15 protein-coding genes are annotated in these 13,424 nt (G+C 57.5%); 3 read left to right on the plus strand and 12 right to left on the minus strand.

What is annotated here, in order from left to right:
- Positions 1-55: 55 nt before the first annotated feature.
- From mgtE to GQR90_RS03460, 12 genes are all read right to left on the minus strand, one after another.
- Positions 56-1,411: a magnesium transporter gene (gene mgtE, locus GQR90_RS03405; RefSeq protein ID WP_158772886.1), complete on the minus strand. Its 1,356-nt coding sequence runs from the start codon at positions 1,409-1,411 to the stop codon at positions 56-58.
- A 283-nt stretch (positions 1,412-1,694) separates the two neighbouring features.
- Positions 1,695-1,964, minus strand: coding sequence for an HPr family phosphocarrier protein (locus GQR90_RS03410; RefSeq protein ID WP_158772887.1), 270 nt, complete (start codon positions 1,962-1,964; stop codon positions 1,695-1,697).
- Positions 1,951-2,865 carry an RNase adapter RapZ gene (rapZ, locus tag GQR90_RS03415; RefSeq protein WP_158772888.1) on the minus strand — a complete coding sequence of 305 codons (915 nt, stop codon included), beginning with the start codon at positions 2,863-2,865 and terminating at the stop codon, positions 1,951-1,953. Before rapZ ends, GQR90_RS03410 begins: the two co-directional genes overlap by 14 nt.
- A gap of 112 nt (positions 2,866-2,977) precedes the next feature.
- Positions 2,978-3,448: a PTS IIA-like nitrogen regulatory protein PtsN gene (ptsN, locus tag GQR90_RS03420; RefSeq protein ID WP_158772889.1), complete on the minus strand. Its 471-nt coding sequence runs from the start codon at positions 3,446-3,448 to the stop codon at positions 2,978-2,980.
- A gap of 9 nt (positions 3,449-3,457) precedes the next feature.
- On the minus strand, positions 3,458-3,766 hold the full coding sequence (gene hpf / locus GQR90_RS03425) for a ribosome hibernation-promoting factor, HPF/YfiA family (RefSeq protein WP_158772890.1): 309 nt from the start codon (positions 3,764-3,766) through the stop codon (positions 3,458-3,460).
- 597 nt (positions 3,767-4,363) lie between these two features.
- The gene (locus GQR90_RS03430; RefSeq protein WP_158772891.1) at positions 4,364-5,812 is read right to left on the minus strand and encodes an RNA polymerase factor sigma-54; all 1,449 of its coding nucleotides are present in this window, start codon (positions 5,810-5,812) and stop codon (positions 4,364-4,366) included.
- A 219-nt stretch (positions 5,813-6,031) separates the two neighbouring features.
- Positions 6,032-6,772: an LPS export ABC transporter ATP-binding protein gene (gene lptB, locus GQR90_RS03435; protein WP_158772892.1), complete on the minus strand. Its 741-nt coding sequence runs from the start codon at positions 6,770-6,772 to the stop codon at positions 6,032-6,034.
- A 3-nt stretch (positions 6,773-6,775) separates the two neighbouring features.
- A complete protein-coding gene (gene lptA, locus GQR90_RS03440; protein WP_233266415.1) occupies positions 6,776-7,360 on the minus strand; it encodes a lipopolysaccharide transport periplasmic protein LptA in 585 nt (194 codons plus the stop codon).
- Between the two features lie 132 nt (positions 7,361-7,492).
- Positions 7,493-8,179: an LPS export ABC transporter periplasmic protein LptC gene (gene lptC / locus GQR90_RS03445; protein WP_158772893.1), complete on the minus strand. Its 687-nt coding sequence runs from the start codon at positions 8,177-8,179 to the stop codon at positions 7,493-7,495.
- Positions 8,179-8,748 (minus strand): KdsC family phosphatase, encoded by a 570-nt coding sequence (locus tag GQR90_RS03450; protein WP_158772894.1) that lies wholly within the window; start codon positions 8,746-8,748, stop codon positions 8,179-8,181. The genes lptC and GQR90_RS03450 overlap by 1 nt, the downstream gene beginning before the upstream one ends.
- A gap of 151 nt (positions 8,749-8,899) precedes the next feature.
- Complete coding sequence (locus GQR90_RS03455; RefSeq protein WP_158772895.1) at positions 8,900-9,910, minus strand: KpsF/GutQ family sugar-phosphate isomerase; 1,011 nt, start codon at positions 9,908-9,910, stop codon at positions 8,900-8,902.
- A gap of 89 nt (positions 9,911-9,999) precedes the next feature.
- Positions 10,000-10,944, minus strand: coding sequence for a calcium/sodium antiporter (locus tag GQR90_RS03460; protein WP_158772896.1), 945 nt, complete (start codon positions 10,942-10,944; stop codon positions 10,000-10,002).
- A 336-nt stretch (positions 10,945-11,280) separates the two neighbouring features.
- Here GQR90_RS03460 and GQR90_RS03465 point away from each other — a divergent pair, with 336 nt between their 5' ends.
- From GQR90_RS03465 to mlaD, 3 genes are read left to right on the plus strand one after another with little or no spacing between them, the layout of a single operon-like run.
- Entirely contained in the window at positions 11,281-12,144 is an 864-nt protein-coding gene (locus GQR90_RS03465) for an ABC transporter ATP-binding protein (protein WP_158775281.1), read from the plus strand.
- Positions 12,141-12,944, plus strand: coding sequence for a lipid asymmetry maintenance ABC transporter permease subunit MlaE (mlaE, locus tag GQR90_RS03470; protein ID WP_158772897.1), 804 nt, complete (start codon positions 12,141-12,143; stop codon positions 12,942-12,944). The genes GQR90_RS03465 and mlaE overlap by 4 nt, the downstream gene beginning before the upstream one ends.
- Entirely contained in the window at positions 12,941-13,405 is a 465-nt protein-coding gene (mlaD, locus tag GQR90_RS03475) for an outer membrane lipid asymmetry maintenance protein MlaD (protein WP_158772898.1), read from the plus strand. The genes mlaE and mlaD overlap by 4 nt, the downstream gene beginning before the upstream one ends.
- Positions 13,406-13,424: the final 19 nt, after the last annotated feature.

The following is a 13,424-nucleotide window of genomic DNA, read 5'->3' on the forward strand; positions in this document are numbered from 1 at the left end:
TTGATGCACGATGCTGGCGCTACAGGTGGGCTCGTTACGGTTAGAGCTCGTCTCTTTATAGATAGAGCCAGGTCGCGAGGCCCAGAAACGCCATGAAGCCGATCACATCGGTCACGGTCGTCAGGATGACGCTACCGGAAAGGGCGGGGTCAATACTGAGCTTCTTGAGCAAGACAGGCAGCAGCGTCCCCGTCACGGCAGCGATGACAAGATTGATCATGATCGCGACACCGATGATGGCTCCCAGCTTGATATCACCGAACCAGACAATGGCAATGCCGGCGACCACCACAGCCCACAGCATGCCGTTCAGTACTGCGACGATGATCTCGCGCTTGAGCAGCCAGCGGACGTTGCCGCTTTTCACGTGGCCCAGCGCGATACCACGGATCAGCACTGTCAAGGCCTGAGAGCCCGCAATACCGCCCATACTGGCGACGATGGGCATCAGTACGGCCAGCGCAGTGATCTTTTGAATGGTGCCTTCAAACATGCCGATGACGGCTGAGGCCATGAAGGCGGTCAACAGATTGATGCCTAGCCAGATGGCACGGCGCCAGGACGTGCGCAGCACGGGCGAAAAGGTATCTTCATCCTCATCCATCCCCGCCATTGACATCACCTGATGCTCGGCATCACCGCGAATGACGTCGACCACGTCATCGATGGTGATACGGCCAAGCAGATTGCCATCGCCACCGACCACAGGTGCTGAGATCAAATCGTGCTTCTCGAACAGCGAGGCGACTTCGGTGTCTGGCATCAGGGCAGAAATTACCACGCTGTCAGTATCCATCACCTCACGCACCGTGACACTGGGGGCCGACACCAGCAAGCGATTGATCGGCAGGGTGCCGATGAACTCATCGCGCCGTGAAACGACGAGCAGTGTATCGGTGGAGTCAGGCAGACGTTCGTGGCGGCGAATATAACGCAGCACCACGTCGAGGGTGATGTCCGGGCGGATAGTGATGGTATCCGTATTCATCAACCCGCCGGCGGTGTCCTCGGGGAAGGACAGTACCGTCTCGACGCGTTGGCGCTCTTGCGCCTCCATCGAGTCGAGGACTTCGAGAATTACAGCATTTGGCAGGCGCTGGAGAATGTCAGCGACATCATCCGGTTCCAGATTCTCGGTCGCTGCCAGAACATCCACTGCGTCCATGTCGCGCAGGAAGTCGGTCTGGATGTCTTCGCCAAGATACTGGAGAACATCACCCTGTAGTTCAGCGTCGACCAGCTCCCAGAGCAGGTTACGCTCCTTGGGCGGTGACGACTCGAGAAGGTGAGCAACGTCTACGGGTGCCAGACCACGATTGAGCATTCGCCTGGCCTGATCCAGCTCGCCGCTTTCCAGCGCCTGTGACAGACGATCGAGTCTTGGCTTGAGTTTGTGTGACGTCTTGCTCATCCGTCGGCTTCCCCTGTCGACATTAAGGACAGCACTGATTCTACCATTGGCGTAGGGGGGCGCGTCGATAAAAGAAAACAGTGTTCTTTATCAAAAGGACGAGAGTGTGCCACGACCAGGGAATTAGTGCCTGATCACGCATGGCTCAGCAGGAAAACGATAAGCAAGCGCGAGGGAGGGAAGTCAGCAGAGTTCGCCAGGAGGCAGCGACGCCTGGGCGGTGCAAGTAGTGTGAGGTGTGAATGAGAACAACTGAGAGAGAGGAGTGCTTGAAGGCTGGTGCTTATTCGTCTTCCTCGAAGCGAGCATCGAATAGTGCTGTGATGGCAAGCATGGCCTCATCAGCATGTTCGCCTTCAACGTCGATTGTCAGTGGTGTGCCGCAAGGGGCTGCCAGCATCAGCAATGCCATGACATTGGTCGCATTGGCGCGGCGTTCACCGTGACTGACCATGACTGTTGCCGTGAAGGGAGCACAGCAGTTAACCAGCTTGGTTGCGGCCCGTGCATGCAGGCCGCGTTTGTTGGTCAGGATGAGTTCACGACTGTGCATCGCAATCTCCTCGCGCATCATCTGCCCCATTGAGAGCAGTATGAATCCCCAGCTCGCGATGGCGTAAGCGGACTTCCGGCAGTAGTGCAGCAAAGTGGGCAGCAAGCTTCTCGCACAGATAGACGCTGCGATGCTGGCCGCCAGTGCAACCGACAGAGACGGTCAGGTAGCTGCGATTGCTGGCCTGATACTCTGGTAGCCAGCGCTCCAGCCAGCCAGCGATGTCATCGTGCATGGCCTGTACGACGGGATAGTCTTCGAGAAACTTCACAACGCTTGTGTCACGGCCGGTATCGGCGCGCAGTGCGATATCCCAATAAGGGTTGGGCAGGCAGCGTGCGTCGAACACCATGTCGGCATCTGTCGGGACGCCATGCTTGAAGCCAAAAGACTCGAACGTAAGTGTCAGATGGCGCGAGCTATGCTGGGCTACCTGCTCAGTGATGCGTGAGCGCAAGTCATGCACACTCAAATTGGTTGAGTCGATGATCAGATCAGACTTCTCGCGGATGGGCGCCAGCGTCTGCTGCTCGATCTCGATGGCTTCCGCCAGAGTGCGGTCATTGTCGCGCGTGAGCGGATGACGGCGGCGAGTCGCGGAGTAGCGCTCCAGTAATACGCGGGAATCGGTCGTGATATAGACGACCTGCACGTCCATGCCGCTCTGACGTACTTCATCAAGCAGTTCCGGGAAGCGTGTCAGGGCATCAGGAAGATTGCGTGCATCGATAGACACTGCGATGCGACGTCGGGTAGGACTATCTTTCTCTAGCTGTTCGACAAGCGGTGCCAGCAGCATGCCGGGAAGGTTATCAATGGCGTAGTAGCCAATGTCTTCCAAGGCCTGAAGGGCGATCGATTTACCGGAGCCAGAGCGGCCACTAATGATCACGATCTTCATGAGTGCTCTCCAAAGGCGAGGTCAGCGTAGAGTGAGTGCGAATGGCGCCTGAGAGGGCAGCCTGAATAGTGGCTGTCAGTGCAAAAACCCGGACGATGTCCGGGCTCGATGATCAACGCGTCGGAAGATCGGCGATTGCTGATGTCAGTACATCGTAGAGCGCATGCTGGCTATCGGCCTGACGTAATGCTGATCGGTTGGTGGGTGAGTTCAGCAATTCAGCCACCTGCCCGAGCAAGGTGAGATGAGTGTCATCTGCCTCTTCGGGTACCAACAGTACAAACAGCAAGTCGATGGGCTCTCCATCGATGGCATCGAAGTCGATGGGGTCACCAAGCTTCAGAAATGCTGCGATGGGCGTCTTGCAGTGCGGACTACGTGCATGTGGAACAGCCACGCCGTGGCCGATACCGGTCGACCCCAGTCGTTCACGGCCAATCAGGCGCGAGAAGACTTCCTGGCTATCCAGGCTGGGAATGTTCTGGGCAATGAAGGTGCTGAAAAATTCCAGTACCCGCTTTTTGCTCCCCCCGGGGACGCCGTAAAGCGTGCGCTCGGGGGGAAGGATCTGATCAAGTGTCATGGCAGAAGGTCAACGTGTCCCGGTGCCCTGAGAGCGAGCCTGGGACTTTTCCTTGTGTTTGACCAGCTGGCGATCCAGCTTGTCGGCGAGCGCGTCTATGGCAGCGTACATGTTGGGGTCTTCTGCCAGGGCATGGAGGTCTGCGCCTGCAGCATGCAGCGTACAGGCTGCCTGCTGGCGCTCCTTCTCGATCGACAGAGTCACCTGAACATTGGTGATATTGTCGTAATGCCGTTCGAGGCGAGCGAGCTTCTCGTTGATGTAATCGCGGAGAGGATCGGTAAGTTCCACATGATGCCCGGTGATATTCACTTGCATGGACACGCTCCTTTATCCAACGGGTTACCTTTCAATTGTAACCCTTTTTGACTGCGAGCAAACCCTGATAAGACGCTCTGCTACATGGTTTGCGCATCCGCCACTGCCAGTAACAAAATTGGGCCGCGTCAGGTGCGCCGAGCGCCTACCCTGACAATGCCCAAGCTTTGAGCAAAGATCAACGCTGCGCTGCATCGTGGTGTAAGGCTTGTCTTCAACTCACTGAGGGATAACGGAACATTCCATCAAAGAGGAGTGCGTTGGTTTGCGTTAGAAGCGCAGCAAGAAGCCGCCTGTTAGTCGCCAATCACAGCATATACGTCGATATTGGCGGTCTTCTGAAACTGACAACAAGTGCGCTTCGAGTGTGACAAGAGCACGATCGGACGTGAGAAGAGTTACACGAATGATCGACAATACTAATAAAAGTGATTTGAAAAACAGGCGATTGGAAGCGCACGCCGGATTCTAGCGAAAATATCTTGGTAGAAAGCCGACGACTTTCACGCACGTCGGCTGGCCATCATGCGGATATTGACGATAGGGGAGGCCATGACAGAGAGGCCGTAGTCGAAGGGCGGCCTCTCTGTCATGTAATCAAGCGAGTCGCTTGCGCTCACTGGAAGACGGAATGCCCATGGCTTCGCGATATTTGGCGACGGTGCGGCGCGCGACTTCAATGCCATCGCTGGCGAGTAGATCGACCAGCCGTGAATCCGACAGCGGTTTTCGCGCTGGTTCGTCTGCAATCAATTTGCGGATGCGCGCACGAATGGCCGTGCTGGAATGCGCATCACCATTGCCGTTACCACCGACCTGGCTCGAGAAGAAGAACTTGAGTTCGAAGACGCCGCGTGGTGTATGAATGTACTTTTGCGTCGTGACGCGAGAGATGGTGGATTCGTGCATCTCGACTACCTCGGCAATATTGGCGAGGATCAACGGCTTCATGCCTTCCTCGCCTTGCTCAAGAAAGTCGATCTGCCGCGTCATGATCTCACGCCCGACCTTGAGCAGCGTGTCATTGCGTGACGAGAGACTTTTCATCAGCCAGCGCGCTTCCTGAAGATTATCCTTGAGAAAGGTGTTGTCTACTGACTTGTCTGCCCGTTTGATGAGCGCTGCATAGTCTGGCTGTATACGCAGCTTCGGGAGTGCCTCGGGATTGAGCTCCACTTGCCAGCCGCGCCGGGTATGGCGTACCAGCAAGTCGGGTATCACGTAGTCACTGGCGGGCTCCCCCCAGGCAGAAGCTGGCCGTGGGTCCAGTGCTCGTATCAGCCGGATGACGTGATCCAGCTCGTCATCATCCAGCCCCAGGCGGCGCTTGAGTAGCTTGCGATCATCGTTCCCTAGTGCTTCGAGAAACTGGCGTACCAGGCGGCGAGCTTGAGCAAGCAGTGTCAGGTCATCGGGCAGCAAGGCCAGTTGTAGCAGCAAGCATTCGCGTAGATCACGCGCAAAGACGCCGGTCGGATCGAACTGCTGCAGGCGGAGCAGGACCTGCTCAAGCTCCGATGCTTTGAGGCCAGACAGCCCTTGTCCACGTAGACCATCGACGAGCTCATCAAGCGACAGGCTCAAGTAGCCTGCGCCGTCCACGGCATCTATCAGGCTTTCCGCCATCTGCCGTTCACGGTCGTCGAGGTCGGTCATTGCCAACTGCCAGCGTAGATGATCTTGCAGGCTTTCTACACTCGTGTTGCGCTCGAAATCCTGGCCGTCATCACTGCCGCTACTGCTTCCCGAGTTTGTCAGGCTGCCAGCATGATCCTGATAGAGGTCCGACCAGTCGCTATCGAGAGGATATTCTTCCGGGATATCACTACTTGTTTCAGCTGAAGAGATTTCGCTCGCATCCTGAATCTCGACGACTTCCAGCGCCTCATAGTCCTCGTCGAGTTCCAGCATGGGATTGGACTCGAGCGCCTGTTGGATTTCCTGACGCAGGTCGAGCGTCGACAACTGTAGCAGCTGAATGGCCTGCTGCAGTTGTGGCGTCATGGTCAGTGAAGTGCCAAGGCGGAGTTGCAGGGTGGGTTTCATGGGGCTATCGATTCACGGCAAAGGAACGTGCTTCTACGCTATACCGTGGGTCGGGGCACTGACAAGGGGCGAAAGAAATTATTCAAGCAACTTGCATGCCATGTTTCAACGAAGGTGGTATGGACGTCATGCTCAAGGCTGATGTTCATGATGATATATCAGCCCTGAGCATGCACTGCGTGCGCGAAGGTGCGCTCGCCAGAGGGGTTTGCCAATGGACTACAGCTTGAACTCATGCCCCAGATACACGTCACGCACCTGCTGATTGGCCAGAATGGTTTCAGCATTGCCATGCGCAATGATCTGGCCGTCGCCAACGATATAGGCGGTATCGCAGATATCGAGCGTCTCACGGACGTTATGATCCGTGATCAGTACACCAATGCCGCGATCACGTAGCTGGCGTACGATGCTCTTTATCTCGCCTACCGAGATGGGATCAACGCCGGCAAAGGGTTCATCCAGCAGCACGAAATCCGGTTCCGTGGCCAGTGCCCTTGCGATTTCGACGCGACGGCGTTCGCCGCCAGACAAGCTCATGCCGCTACTGGCGCGAATGTGAGAAATGCTGAAATCGTTCAGCAGTTCTTCAAGGCGTGCCTTGCGCCCGTTGCGATCGAGATCCTTGCGTGTCTCTAGAATCGCCATGATGTTGTCGGCGACGGACAGCTTGCGGAAGATCGAGGCTTCCTGCGGGAGATAGCCGATGCCGGCGCGTGCGCGCAAATGCATGGCGGAGTCGGAAAGGTCATTGTCATCAATGGTGACGCTGCCCGCATCGGCGCGCACCAGGCCGACGATCATGTAGAACGAGGTCGTCTTGCCGGCCCCATTGGGCCCCAACAGACCCACGATATCGCCCTGACGAATCTCCAGCGAGATATCCTTGACCACCTTGCGGCCCTTGTAGGCCTTGGCAAGGTGGCGTGCGCTGAGTGTACGGAGAGGAGCGGCAGTCATGACTTAGTTTTCCTTGCTGGCATTGGTGCCGCGCGGCGTCAGCGTCATGTGCACACGAGAACTGCCGTCGGTCTTCTGCGTGGTATCACTGCTGTTATTGGCATTGACCTGACGCTTGTCGAGGAAATACTCCACGTAACCGCCTTCGAAGGTGTCAGCATCTTTTTCGAGGCGCGCATTGCCTACCAGCTCCACCCGACGCTCCAGCGCGTGATAGAGAATGGTATCCGCCCACCCCTTGACCAGCTTTTCGTTCGGGTTGGGTTGTTGTTCCATATAGGCTCGCTTGCCTGTTGCCTTGACCAGAGATATCTCGCCACTCTTGGCACGGCTGATGTCAACACGACTGGCATCCAGTTTCATGCTGCCTTGTCGCATTTCGACACTGCCGGTATAGACAGCAGTACCCGCCTTGTCATCCAGCGACAGGGAATCGGCGGCGATGTCGATACGCTGATTGGCATCACTGTCGAGCGCCAGTGCTGTTGGTGCAGCCATGGACATGCCAAGCGCCAGGCATAGGGCCATGGCACTGGTGTTGAGGGTGTGGCGCCAGGCCGACAAGGGCTTGAGAGTCGTTGAAGTCATGGGATGCTCCTTGGCAGAACTGGGTATGTCTTCTCGATCGGACATGCTGTCGGGAAGCAGGGAATGGGGGTTATCAGGCTGGCAGCGTACGTCAGCAACTCGTTACGCCAATCATGTGCCAGGAGATAGTGACTACTGACTGGCTGAAGGTGCAGCTTCGAAGGTGCTGTTGATGCGCTCTTCGCTATCGGTTGAGGCAGCATCGCTATCGTCGTCGATTTGCTCTGCTTCCTTGCTGGCTGCGCTCTTGCCCTTACCAGGCTGGAGCGTACCGCGGACACGACCGTCCAGCACAGCGGAGTCCTTGGATAAGTCCGCACTGAAGCTGTTGCTTTCGATCTGCTGACCATTCTGGGTAATGATGACGGGGACGTCGCTCCAGGCGCGGTTCTGTTCGCGGCTGTAGTTCAGTACGTCCGTATTCAATGTCCAGGCATCGGAAGGCTGGCGCAATGTGGCGTCACCCTCTAGCGTGAAGGTGTCTCCACCGGCGCTGAGAATGCCGCGCTTGCCAGTGGCATACCAACGCCGGTCTTCGCTATCGTTGGTGCGAATCTTGGGTGCCTCGGCGTAGGTAACGTCATCCTCGGGCGTATGTTCGATGCGCGGGGAGGTCATGGCCTGAAAAGGCACACCCCGCGCATCGAAGCGTGTCATGTCAGCCCCGTCGAGATAGTAGTCCGGCTCATCACTGTTGGCCTGTGTGTCTACGGCGGATTCAAGGCTGTTGCGCTGCTCGATCAGGGCGAGTACGCCCCCGACCAGCAGCAATAGCAGCAGCAACCACAAGCGCGGAGAAGGACGGGGCAGACGTAACATCAGGCGCGCGACCCCTGTAGATAGGTATCCAGTACTGACGCCCAGTGTCCCTGCGCCTTGAGCAGTAGATCACAGATCTCGCGCACGGCGCCGTCGCCGCCCTGGCGAGTCGTCACCCAGTTGGCTTCGCTCAATACATAGGGCATGGCATTGGGCACACTGATGCCAAGCCCGACGCGACGGATGGCTTCGCGATCTGGCAGGTCGTCACCACAGTAGGCGACCTGATCGAGCTCGATATCGTTATCACGGCACAGCTGAGTGAGTGCGACCAGCTTGTCCTCGCGCCCCTGGATGACATCATGAATGCCGAGTTCCTTGGCGCGTCGCTCTACCATTGGTGACGTGCGTCCGGTAATCAGCGCGACAAGGATACCACTGCGCAGAATCAGTTTGAGACCATGGCCATCCTGGACGTGAAAGCTCTTGGTTTCCACGCCATTGGCGTCATAGTGCAGATGATTGTCAGTCAGCACCCCATCCACATCCAATGCCAACAAGCGTACGTGACGCGCACGATCGATGATGTCCTGTGGATAGTCTTCCGGCAGGAAAATGTTCTCATTCATGATGTTTCTCCTCGCACTCCGTGCGTACTTGGCGCTGCCCCGTGAACGGCTGATGGCTTGGTGAAGCATGGTAGCTGCACGTGGTGGCCGTGATGACATCGATCTCTGCATCATATTGATGCCTTGGAAGACAGCACTCACGCCCAGTGGTTCAGATCACGCCGCTGGCCAGCAGGCCGTGCATATGGATTGCCCCGATAGGGTGCTCATCCTCATCACAGACTACCAGAACGCTGATACGGTTTTCTTCCATGATGCGTACCGCCTCTGCGGCCAGCATGCTGGCACGGATGGTCTTGCCGCCGCGTGTCATGACATCATCGACCTTGAGCGCGCGTAGATCGCCATGTTGATCCAGTGTGCGGCGCAGGTCACCATCGGTATAGACGCCGACCAGATGTTCGTCTGCATCAATGACGCAGGTAAAGCCCATGCCCTGTCGAGTGATCTCGAGCAGTGCGTCGCGCAGTGGACTGCCTAGTGCCACACGTGGCAGGTCATTGCCCTTGTGCATCACGTCCTGAACGCGCAACAACAGGCGGCGACCAAGGGTGCCCCCCGGATGCGAGAGGGCAAATTCTTCGGCAGTGAAGCCGCGTGCTTCAAGTAGCGCCACAGCAAGCGCATCACCCATGACCAGTGCAGCGGTTGTCGAAGCCGTTGGCGCCAGATTCAGCGGGCAGGCTTCCTGCGCAACACTCGTATCCAGATGTGCATCGGCATCACGCGCCAGTGTCGAGCCTGGCTTGCCGGTCATCGATACCAGCGGTGTCCCCATGCGCTTGAGCAGCGGCAGCAGGGCGGTTACTTCAGCCGTCTCGCCAGAGTTGGACAATGCCAGCACCACGTCGGCCGGTGTGATCATGCCGAGATCGCCATGACTGGCTTCGCCCGGATGCACAAAGAAGGCAGGGGTGCCGGTACTGGCCAGTGTCGCGGCGATCTTGCTCGCAATATGGCCTGACTTGCCCATGCCGGTGACGATGACACGGCCTTGCGTGGCCAGCATCAATTTACAGGCGCTATCGAAGTCCGCATCGAGTTGATGTTCGAGCGCGAGGATAGCAGCGCCCTCAATCGCGAAGGTGCGTCGTGCACTAGCGCGAAAATCGGTGTCGGCGGCACTGGGCGTGGCGTGCTGGGTGCTGAAAGACTCGGTCATGATCAGATTGTTGCCTGTGTGTGGCCAGGACTCAAGCCGTGCGAGAAGCGTGCCTTCCCCCACACGGCGATGATGGAGATTGTGCTGAATCAGCTAGTCAGACTGAAGGCCAACCAGGCGGTGTAGGCCAGGTAGCTGCCGAGTAGAATGGCACCGGGGCCGCGTCCGATCTTGCCGCGACGCTGCCAGACAAGTAGAGCGGCCAATAGCAGGGTCAGCCCCAGCATGACCGGGTAGTCACGACTGATGGCGCTGCCATCGACAAGGCCCGGTGCTATCAGACCTGGCATCGGCAATACCGCCAGGATATTGAAGAGGTTGGAGCCGATGATGTTACCGATCGCGATATCGTGGTGACGCTTGAGTGCACTGGCGACACTGGCAGCCAGTTCTGGAAGGCTGGTGCCGATGGCGATGACGGTCAGACCAATGATCAGATCAGGCACGCCGAGCGCTTCAGCGATGTCGGTGGCACCCCATACCAGCGCATGTGAGCTGGCGATCAGGACTGCCAGGCCGACAAGCAGCCAGAAGATGGCGCGCCCAGCTGTCATGTCGGGAATCTCGTCGTCGGTTCCTTCTTCGCTCGCTGTATCTCCCTTGAATAACCATACGATCGTGAAGACCAGCAGTGCCAGCAGCAGGATGCCATCAATACGGCTCAAGGCGCTGTCGGACAGGGCGTATCCCGCCAGTGCAGTAGCTGCCAGCAATAGCGGCAATTCGCGGCGTACCAGTCCAAAGTGCACTGGAATCGGTGCGACCAGTGCTGTCACCCCCAGTACCATGCCGATGTTGGCAATGTTGGAGCCTAGGGCGTTACCTGTCGCGATATCCGGGGTGCCATCGAGAGATGCCATGATGGAGACGACGATTTCCGGCGCTGAGGTCCCGACGGAGACGATGGTCATCCCGATCAGCAGTTTGCTCATGCCGGCACGGCGGGCTGTGGCGGCAGCGCCATCGACGAAACGGTCAGCGCTCCAGACAAGGCCGATCAGGCCAAGAACGATTGCAAGAATGGGATATAGCATCTGGACTCTCGAAGTAGGAGGTAGGGCAGTGGATATCGCCGGGAACCGCGTCATTAAACGCATCCCCTAGAGGCTTTGCAAGGTAACGGGGTGCATCACTGACGTATGAGACTGGCGGCAGGGGGGTGGGTTCGGATACGATGTTCGCTAACTAACTTGATCCTTGGATCTCATGACTCGGACATTCGGCGTGATTACGAGCTGCAAGCGATTTGCTCTGCGTGTCGATATTCCCTCACAGCGGATGCTTTTATGACTGAATTGCCCGGTCAGACCGCAACACCGGCCGATATGAACGGCCAGGGTGCGGGCGACCAGGATGCATCGCCATCCTCCATGGGCGCGGGAAGCGGCATTGATCTCGATGATGCGCTGATTCGTGTCGAAGGCTTGCGTTTTACCCGGGGCGAACGCGAAATTTTCTCCGGTATCGATATCAAGGTTCCCCGCGGCAAGATTACCGCCATCATGGGCCCCTCCGGGACGGGCAAGACCACGCTTCTCAAGCTGATCGGCGGACAGTTGACGCCCTCCGCAGGGCGCGTCGACATTGCAGGGCAAGAGGTACATGCCTTGTCGCGTCGCGAGCTCTTCCGCATGCGTCGCCGCATGGGCATGCTATTTCAGAGCGGTGCATTGTTTTCTGACCTCAGTGTGTTCGAGAACGTGGCCTTCCCGCTGCGTGTGCACACTGACCTCCCCGACGCGATGATTCGTGACATCGTGCTGATCAAGCTTGAATCTGTTGGCTTGCGAGGTGCGCGGGAGCTGATGCCAGCTGAGCTTTCCGGTGGCATGACGCGGCGTGTCGCATTGGCACGTGCCATTGCGCTGGATCCTGATCTGATCATGTATGACGAGCCGTTTGCCGGACAGGACCCCATCTCTATGGGGGTGCTGGTTAACTTGATTCGTCGCCTCAACGATGCATTGAGCATGACAGCATTGGTCGTTTCCCACGATATCAAGGAAACGCTGACCATCGCCGATTATGTCTATGTCATTGCCGACGGCAAGGTGATGGCACAAGGGACGCCTGCAGAACTTGATGCCGATGCAGATCCCCGCGTGGCTCAGTTCATTCACGGTAAGCCCGATGGGCCGGTTCCGTTTCACTATCCCGCGCCGGACTTTGCAGACGATATTCTCGATGGGCATGAGCCGTCATCGGAGTCATCAAGCAGGAGGCAGTCGTCATGAGTGCGCTGAATCGTGGGCTGCTGGGCTCCATCACTTCACTGGGCCGTGGCAGTATTGATGTCATTGCGGCCGTCGGTCGCGCTGGCATGTTGCTGGTACAGGCCGGTGTCGGCATTCCTTCCCGTGAAGGTATCGGGCTGTGGGTGCGGCAGATGCACTTCGTGGGGGTGTTGTCGCTGGCTATCGTGTTGGTGTCGGGACTGTTCATCGGCATGGTGCTGGCGCTTCAGGGGTACACCATTCTAGTGGGCTTTGGTGCCGAAGAAGCGCTTGGTCAGATGGTCTCGCTGTCGCTATTGCGAGAGCTGGCCCCTGTTGTGGCAGCGTTGCTGTTCGCAGGGCGTGCCGGCTCTGCGCTGACGGCCGAGATTGGTCTGATGAAGGCGACTGAGCAGCTGACCAGCATGGAGATGATCGGGGTCGATCCCCTGAAGCGTATCGTCGCACCGCGGCTATGGGCTGGCTTTGTTTCTCTGCCGCTGCTGACCATCGGCTTCAGTGTTGTCGGTATCTGGGGTGGCAAGCTGGTCGGTGTCGACTGGCTCGGCATCTATGAAGGGGCCTACTGGAGCAGCATGCAGTCGAATGTCGATTTTGTCGGTGATGTCATGAATGGCGTCGTCAAGTCACTGGTCTTCGGATTGGTGGTGAGCTGGATCGCCGTCTTCCAGGGCTACGACCTGATTCCGACCTCGGAAGGCATTTCACGCGCGACCACACGTACTGTGGTTTATTCATCGCTGGCGGTGCTGGGGCTCGATTTCGTCCTGACTGCCGTCATGTTTGGAGATATTGGATGAAACGTACCCGCATGGTCGAATTTGGCGTGGGCCTGTTTATACTCGCCGGTTTTCTGGGCATGGTGTTTCTGGGCCTGCGTGTCAGCGGGGTTACGTTCCAGCAAGCGGACGACACCTTCGTGCTCAATGCCAACTTTTCAGGGATAGGAAGCCTCAAGGCGCGGTCAAAGATCACCATGGCAGGTGTTGCCGTCGGTAGCGTCGAAAGTATCGCATTGGATCCGAAGTGGTTCGATGCGCGTGTCACCATGAAGCTGGACAGCAGTCTCAAGGGTAAATTGTCCAAGGACACCACGGCTGCCGTCCTGACCTCAGGTCTGTTGGGTGAGCAGTATATTGGCCTCAGTACCGGAGGAGATCCCGAAATGCTGAAAGATGGCGATACCATTCGCGACACCCAGTCGGCGCTAGTGCTGGAAGAGTTGATCCAGCAGTTCGTCTCCAATTTCTCGAAGAATTGATTCGGGTATTTCTCGAAAC

The organism is Cobetia sp. L2A1, from assembly GCF_009796845.1.
Classification (GTDB): domain Bacteria; phylum Pseudomonadota; class Gammaproteobacteria; order Pseudomonadales; family Halomonadaceae; genus Cobetia.

Coding starts and splice junctions, on each gene's coding strand:
- mgtE (WP_158772886.1), bottom strand. CDS start 1,411: ATGAGCAAGACGTCACACAAACTCAAGCCAAGACTCGATCGTCTGTCA.
- GQR90_RS03410 (WP_158772887.1), bottom strand. CDS start 1,964: ATGCACAGTCGTGAACTCATCCTGACCAACAAACGCGGCCTGCATGCA.
- rapZ (WP_158772888.1), bottom strand. CDS start 2,865: ATGAAGATCGTGATCATTAGTGGCCGCTCTGGCTCCGGTAAATCGATC.
- ptsN (WP_158772889.1), bottom strand. CDS start 3,448: ATGACACTTGATCAGATCCTTCCCCCCGAGCGCACGCTTTACGGCGTC.
- hpf (WP_158772890.1), bottom strand. CDS start 3,766: ATGCAAGTGAATATCACCGGGCATCATGTGGAACTTACCGATCCTCTC.
- GQR90_RS03430 (WP_158772891.1), bottom strand. CDS start 5,812: ATGAAACCCACCCTGCAACTCCGCCTTGGCACTTCACTGACCATGACG.
- lptB (WP_158772892.1), bottom strand. CDS start 6,772: ATGACTGCCGCTCCTCTCCGTACACTCAGCGCACGCCACCTTGCCAAG.
- lptA (WP_233266415.1), bottom strand. CDS start 7,360: ATGACTTCAACGACTCTCAAGCCCTTGTCGGCCTGGCGCCACACCCTC.
- lptC (WP_158772893.1), bottom strand. CDS start 8,179: ATGTTACGTCTGCCCCGTCCTTCTCCGCGCTTGTGGTTGCTGCTGCTA.
- GQR90_RS03450 (WP_158772894.1), bottom strand. CDS start 8,748: ATGAATGAGAACATTTTCCTGCCGGAAGACTATCCACAGGACATCATC.
- GQR90_RS03455 (WP_158772895.1), bottom strand. CDS start 9,910: ATGACCGAGTCTTTCAGCACCCAGCACGCCACGCCCAGTGCCGCCGAC.
- GQR90_RS03460 (WP_158772896.1), bottom strand. CDS start 10,944: ATGCTATATCCCATTCTTGCAATCGTTCTTGGCCTGATCGGCCTTGTC.
- GQR90_RS03465 (WP_158775281.1), top strand. CDS start 11,281: ATGGGCGCGGGAAGCGGCATTGATCTCGATGATGCGCTGATTCGTGTC.
- mlaE (WP_158772897.1), top strand. CDS start 12,141: ATGAGTGCGCTGAATCGTGGGCTGCTGGGCTCCATCACTTCACTGGGC.
- mlaD (WP_158772898.1), top strand. CDS start 12,941: ATGAAACGTACCCGCATGGTCGAATTTGGCGTGGGCCTGTTTATACTC.